The 6,038-nt window shown below is 37.9% G+C and carries 4 protein-coding genes and 2 pseudogenes; 4 read left to right on the top strand and 2 right to left on the bottom strand.

Annotation, left to right across the window (positions count from 1 at the left end; genetic code table 11):
* Positions 1-46 precede the first annotated feature (46 nt).
* The 4 genes and pseudogenes from flgD to mqnF form a co-directional block, all read left to right on the top strand.
* Positions 47-856, top strand: a pseudogene (flgD, locus tag ACWIX0_RS09170) (flagellar hook assembly protein FlgD); the annotation flags it as partial.
* A 105-nt stretch (positions 857-961) separates the two neighbouring features.
* Complete coding sequence (locus ACWIX0_RS09175) at positions 962-2,776, top strand: flagellar hook-basal body complex protein (RefSeq protein WP_454173714.1); 1,815 nt, start codon at positions 962-964, stop codon at positions 2,774-2,776.
* 52 nt (positions 2,777-2,828) lie between these two features.
* Positions 2,829-3,413 (top strand): annotated as a pseudogene (locus tag ACWIX0_RS09180) (hypothetical protein).
* Between the two features lie 152 nt (positions 3,414-3,565).
* The gene (mqnF, locus tag ACWIX0_RS09185; protein WP_454173715.1) at positions 3,566-5,164 is read left to right on the top strand and encodes an aminofutalosine deaminase family hydrolase; all 1,599 of its coding nucleotides are present in this window, start codon (positions 3,566-3,568) and stop codon (positions 5,162-5,164) included.
* Between the two features lie 16 nt (positions 5,165-5,180).
* On the opposite strand, the gene ACWIX0_RS09190 is transcribed toward mqnF, so the two are convergent.
* Both ACWIX0_RS09190 and ACWIX0_RS09195 read right to left on the bottom strand, forming a co-directional pair.
* The gene (locus ACWIX0_RS09190; RefSeq protein ID WP_454173716.1) at positions 5,181-5,315 is read right to left on the bottom strand and encodes a hypothetical protein; all 135 of its coding nucleotides are present in this window, start codon (positions 5,313-5,315) and stop codon (positions 5,181-5,183) included.
* 81 nt (positions 5,316-5,396) lie between these two features.
* A partial coding sequence (locus ACWIX0_RS09195) for a hypothetical protein (protein WP_454173717.1) occupies positions 5,397-6,038 on the bottom strand: 642 nt, incomplete at its 5' end.

Here is a 6,038-nt window from a genome sequence, read left to right on the forward strand (position 1 = left end):
AACAAAATCTAAAACAATAAGTGGCAATCAATTTTAAGGAGAAAAAATGGCGATAAATTTAGCAGAGGTTACAGGCGCGACAAAGGCATTAGAAGAAAAACGCGCAAAAGATAGCGCACCAAAAATCGCTAATGGTTTGGATAAAGATGCGTTTATGAAGCTGTTTTTAGAGCAGCTAAAAAACCAAGATCCAACTGCGCCTATGGAAACGGATAAAATCATCACCCAAACTGCGCAACTCACGCAAGTAGAAATGCAAGAAGAAAACAAAAAAGCGATGAAAGAAATGGTGGAATCTATGAAAGTTATGCAAGAAACAAACAAGGAATTTAAAGAGTTTCAAGCAAATCTAAAAGACACGATGGATAAACTAGGCTTAAACCTAGAATCTAGCAAAGAAGCCACCGAGCAAATGAGCCAATCTAGCGCGTTTCAATCCATCTCAATGGTAGGCAAAATCGCCGAAACTGATGTAAGCGGGGTAAATTACAAAGGGGAAGGCAAAATCCATTTTAGCCTTTATTTTGATAGAGCTATTGATGCAAGCAAGGGTTTGCCTGTGGTGCAAGTATTTAACGAAGCAAAAGAGCTAGTGCGGACTATCTCGCTAAAAGATAGAAATGGCGAGCGAGGATATTTGGATTTTGTCTGGGATGGGCTAAATGAAAAAGGCGAGCAACTCCCCGCAGGCTCATATTCCGTATCCGCAGAATACAACCTAGACCCAAAAACAAATCAATACCTCCTAACCCGCATAGGCAGAGGCGAAATCCAAAGCGTGCTTTTTGATAAAGGCAAGCCTTTGATTCGTATGGGAGAGCTGATTTTGCCTTTAAGTGCGGCATTAGAATTTTACGACAAAGAAGCGATGGCGCAATGATTTTGTAGCGATTTGATAGCGTAAAAATCTACAAAATCAAAGTAGCAAAAATCAAGTAGCAAGAAGCGTTAAGGATACACAATGAATGATACGATTTTAAACTCATATAGCGGTATGAAAACCCACCAATTTGGGCTTGATTCTGTCTCAAACAACATTGCAAATGTCAATACAAATGGTTTCAAAGAAAATGTCCCCGAATTTAAAACACTTTTTGCAATGAATATGGACCATCTAAATGCAAACACCATAACCAATAATGACCGCTCCTATGGCGCGACAAGTGCTAGCAATGCGATTTCTACCAAAGATGGTAACTATCACGCAAGCGATGGACAATTTGATGTGGCGTATATGGGCAAAGGCTGGTTTGTAATCGCACCAAAGCAAGATGGCAGTTTTGAAGTGAGCGAAGATGGATATGAAGCGGAGCAAACCACGCTATTTACGCGCAATGGTGGATTTTTGCGCGATGCAGATGGATATATCGTAAATACAAGCGGGCAGTATGTTTATGGCGTAAATTTAGACAAAGTCAGCGAGGATATTTTTAACTCCACCAATGATATGGACGCGGATATGGCAAAGCTAGCCACCAACAAAATGCAACCTCTTAGAATCCCTCAAGAATTGCATTTTCAGCCTATCAATACCTCAAAAGTTGATTTATCTGTGAATCTAAACCCAAAATCAAATTTTAAATCCGCGCCTGAATTTTTGTTGCCAAATGGCGTGATAGACACACAGCGCGTCCTAGCCCAAGATGTCGCTAGCTTTAGCGATGAGGATTCTATCGCTTTTGACCCAAGGGGGTTTAGGGATATTATCGTAACTGTTGCGCCCAAAAACGAGGCTGGCGAAGTGCTAGAATCCCAAGCCCAAACGCTAAAATTTGTCTATGGCACAGGCGGCATAGAAGCAAATGAATTTCACACCATAGGCGATTTAGCCACGCTTTTTGAAAAAATCGGGCTAAAGTTTGTGCCAACAATGGGGGCTAGAAATAGCCTAGCATTTGCCCTGCAAAATGGAAGCGAGGGAGAAATAGAAGTAACCATAGGCGGAGCATTATCCAACAAAATAGGCATAAATAGTGCGCAAATCCCCCTTGCTCCAAACGCCCAAATCCTATCAAAAGATGTCAAAATCGCCACTTATTCTACTTCGGTAGATATTTTTGATGATAGTGGCAAAAAGTTTTTGCTAAAGAGTGATTATTATCTAGTAGATTCTGGCGAAATCAAAGATGGTAACACGACAAATCAGCGGTGGTTTGTAAAAAGCGCGATATATGATTATAGCGGCGAGCTAATGATAAGCCCAAACGCAATTGAGCAAGAATTAGTTTTTGATAGTGATGGCAAACCACAATCTGCACAAATGGAGCTAGATTTTAAAGATAGTAAAGTAAGCTATTCTATAACAGGTAGCGATAAATACACCACGAGAAATCTACCCTATGAGGATTCTAGGATACTAGAAATAAGCCAAGATGGCAAGGCGGAGGGTTTGCTAAAAGAAGTGAGAATCGATGATAATGGAATCATATTTTTAGCCTTTAGCAACGGTATCACAGAGCCTATGGGACGCATAGGTATCGTGGCTTTTATCAATGATCAAGGGCTAAAAAAGCTAGGCGATAATGTCTATATGATGAGCACAAATACGCTAAATGGGCAAACCCGCACCCTAAGTGGAAATCCCATTTTAGGCTGGGGCGAAAATGGAAATCTAAAATTTGGGCAAATAAAACACAAATATTTAGAAACAAGCAATGTCGATGTGGGCAACTCGCTAACAAATCTTATTTTGTTTCAGCGCGGATATTCGATGAATGCCAAAGCATTTACCACAGGCGATGATTTAATCAAAGAAGCAATCGCGCTGAAAAAATAATTTTTCTTTTAGGCTCAATCCAACTTACCCTCACATAAAGAAATCTTAAGTTATGATGCACACGATGAAAAACAAGTATATCCACCACATAATAAAAACCTTTGCAAGAATTTCAGAGGCTAAGAGAATCAAAAACAAGATAGATTTTAAAAAAAGATTCTTAAATATATTTCCTACTTCGCTTACGCTCGTAGCTTTTGCAAGAAGCCTTGATATTGAAGCTTCTAAAATTGCAAAATTAAGCAAAATTTCTCGTCAAAGTGTCAATAAAATTTGCAAAAACATTAGAATCTTAATCGCAAAAGAATGTAAAAAAAACTCTAAATTAAATGGCGAAATAGAGATTGATGAAAATTATTTTTTAATATAAATTTTCGGTGCTAAAAGAGTGAGAGGAAAAAGAGGCTTAAGTAGCAAATAAAAAACACCTGTGTTTTTGCTTTGTTTGACTTACAACTGCAAGCAGAATGGGTTATGTTAAACATAGATTAGATAAATTTAAATGAATCAAAAAAAGAGAATTTTTTGCTTCATTTTAAAAAAAACAGAATTTAGATATAATACTCAAATTAAACAACAAGATTTGTGTAAAATCTTGTTAAAAATGATAAGAAATAATCCGCTTAAGTTGGATTGAGCCATACAAAATCTAACTACTTGCAATGACACAGCCTAGAGTCGCACAATGACAATTTTATTTTGTAAGTTTTGGTAAGATTTTATAGCAAAGATTTTAAGCGAAATTTTACAAAAAAGTAAAATCTTACAAATGGCTTTAAGGAATAGGATATGGAGATAATCGGTGCGAGTGTGGTTTTTGTCTGCGATGAGGAGTGTAGCATCATCTATGATGGTGGGGTGGCTATGCAAAATGGCAAAATCATTGCCATTGGCAAATATAGCGAGCTAGAATCCGCCCTAGAATCAAATCTAGCGCGATATGTGGCGCAAAATCCAAAGAATACCAAACATAAAACACATAGCGCGGATTTTACAAAAGATTTGATAGAGGATTTTGCGCTAGATTTTGTAGTGGATTTTGACTCAAAATCCACAAAAACCAAAAACCAATCCAAACAAGAATCTAACCACGCCACCAAACAAAAATCCACGCTAAAATCTAGCCCAAAATCTACAAAACCACCACATATCAAAAAGCAATTTTTTAGCGATTGCGTGCTTTTGCCAGCTTTGGTAAATGCTCATATTCATTTTGAATTTGGGGCAAATACGACTAGCTTTGCGTATGGTAGCTTTGAAGCGTGGCTAGAATCTGTGATGAGCTATCGTGGCGGCGTGCTAGAGAAGCTAGAAAATGTTTTGACACGCCAGATAGCCACACAGCTAGAATGCGGGGTAGGAAGTGTGGGGGCGATTTCTAGCTATGGTGGGGATATGCTAGCATTAGCGCATTCACCTTTGCGTGTGGCGTATTTTTGCGAGGTTTTGGGGGCAAATGCGGGGCAGGTAAATGAAATTTATGCAACATTTGAAGAGCGATTTTTGAGGGCGTGCGAGATACAAAAGAATCTAAAAAATGAGCGGTTTTATCCGCGTGTGGCGATACACTCGCCATATTCTGTGCATAAAGAGCTAGCAAAAAATGCCATAGATCTAGCAAAAAAATATACAACGCCTAGTCAAACAGCCAACAAAACCTCTCAAAACCCCAAACAATCGCCCAAACGCAAGCCAATCATTAGCGCGCATTTTTTAGAATCAGCTAGCGAGCGCGAATGGCTAGAATCTAAAAGCGGGTGGTTTAAGCACTTTTACGCCGATACGCTAAAAATCCCAAATCCAAAACCGCTGTATAGCATTAGCGAATTTTTGGATCTTTTTAGCGATACGCAAGCGGTGCTTACGCATTGTGTAGCAGTGAATGAAAAAGAGCTAGTAGAGATTTTGCAATCAGGGCATTTTATCACTACTTGCCCGCGTTCAAATAGACTGCTAGGTGGCAAAATGCTTGATATTGGCAAATTTGTTAGCAAGGATTTTGCAAACGCGGATTTTGAAAAAATGGATTTTAATACAGCGCATTTTAAAACAAAATTTTTATCGCGTTTAGCTATCGGCACAGATGGCTCAAGTAGCAATGTAAATACGAATTTGCTAGATGAGATGAGGGTAGCACTTTTTGGGCTAAATGCCGCAGGATTTGGGATAGAGTGGCTAGCTAAGCACATATTGCTTAGTGCTACGCGCTATGGAGCGCAGGCTCTGGGGCTAGAAAATGGCGAGCTAAAGCGAGGGAAAAACGCAGATTTTGCCATTTTTCATATCCCTCAAATCGCGCATTCTGCTACGCCTATACTGCATTTTTTTACAAACGCTACAAAAGCGCATAGGCTATATATCAATGGCGAAGTGGTGGTAAAATCTTAAGATTTTTTGCTGTGGTTTATTTTTGATATGTAAATGTGAGTTCTTGTGTGGATTTGCTATTTTTGCTTACTTGCTCTTGGGTAGAATCTTGCGGCTTTGTAGAATCTTTTATGGTTGAATTATGTTGTTTTTGATTATTGTCTATATCCACTTTTTTGTGCTTGTTTTTTGTCTGCTAAATCTTTATCAAACACAGCTTCAATCTCAATATTATATGCTTGTTCTTTAGTGTTCATTTTATGCCCTTATATGTGTTAATATTTTGTTTATATATACTAAAATCTATATTAAAAACATTATAATTTGGCATAGAAAATTCTTTTGGTTCAGATTTTGTAAAAATTGCATAAAGACTTACTATATCTTTGATTGACATAGATTCTAATGCCTTTTGTGTTTGATTGCTACAAATGCGCTTAAAATCATCATTATTTATAAATACGCCCATAGAAGCTCTACCAACAGGAAACATAAAAGTTTTTGTTGGTTTTTGAGGGCAATGTATCTCTATACTCTCCCAATTTTGAAATCCACCACTTATTTTAGATTCGACAACAAAATATCCATAAGGATAAAAGATTTTGCCATTAAATCGCGTGTATATCCATAAGCCTTTTGTTGTAAGATAGATTTTGCGTAAATTTATACAATAATACCCAAAAAGGCACGCAATTCCCACAAAACAAATAAGAGGCACACCATACCATAAAGACTCAACGCGCATAAAATGCCACATAGTCCAAATGGCTAATCCACCGCCACACCAAAAAGCAATAAATAAAAATAAGCCAACAGGGTGGCATTTTTTCTTACCCTCCCAGAGAATCTCATCAGTTTCAATAAGGTTTTCATTATATTGTGTCATTTGCCAATT

The organism is Helicobacter sp. T3_23-1059 (assembly GCF_053654515.1).

What these genes read in the sequence shown, in the direction of transcription:
- ACWIX0_RS09175 (WP_454173714.1), top strand. Translation starts at nt 962, where the DNA reads ATGAATGATACGATTTTAAACTCATATAGCGGTATGAAAACCCACCAA.
- mqnF (WP_454173715.1), top strand. Translation starts at nt 3,566, where the DNA reads ATGGAGATAATCGGTGCGAGTGTGGTTTTTGTCTGCGATGAGGAGTGT.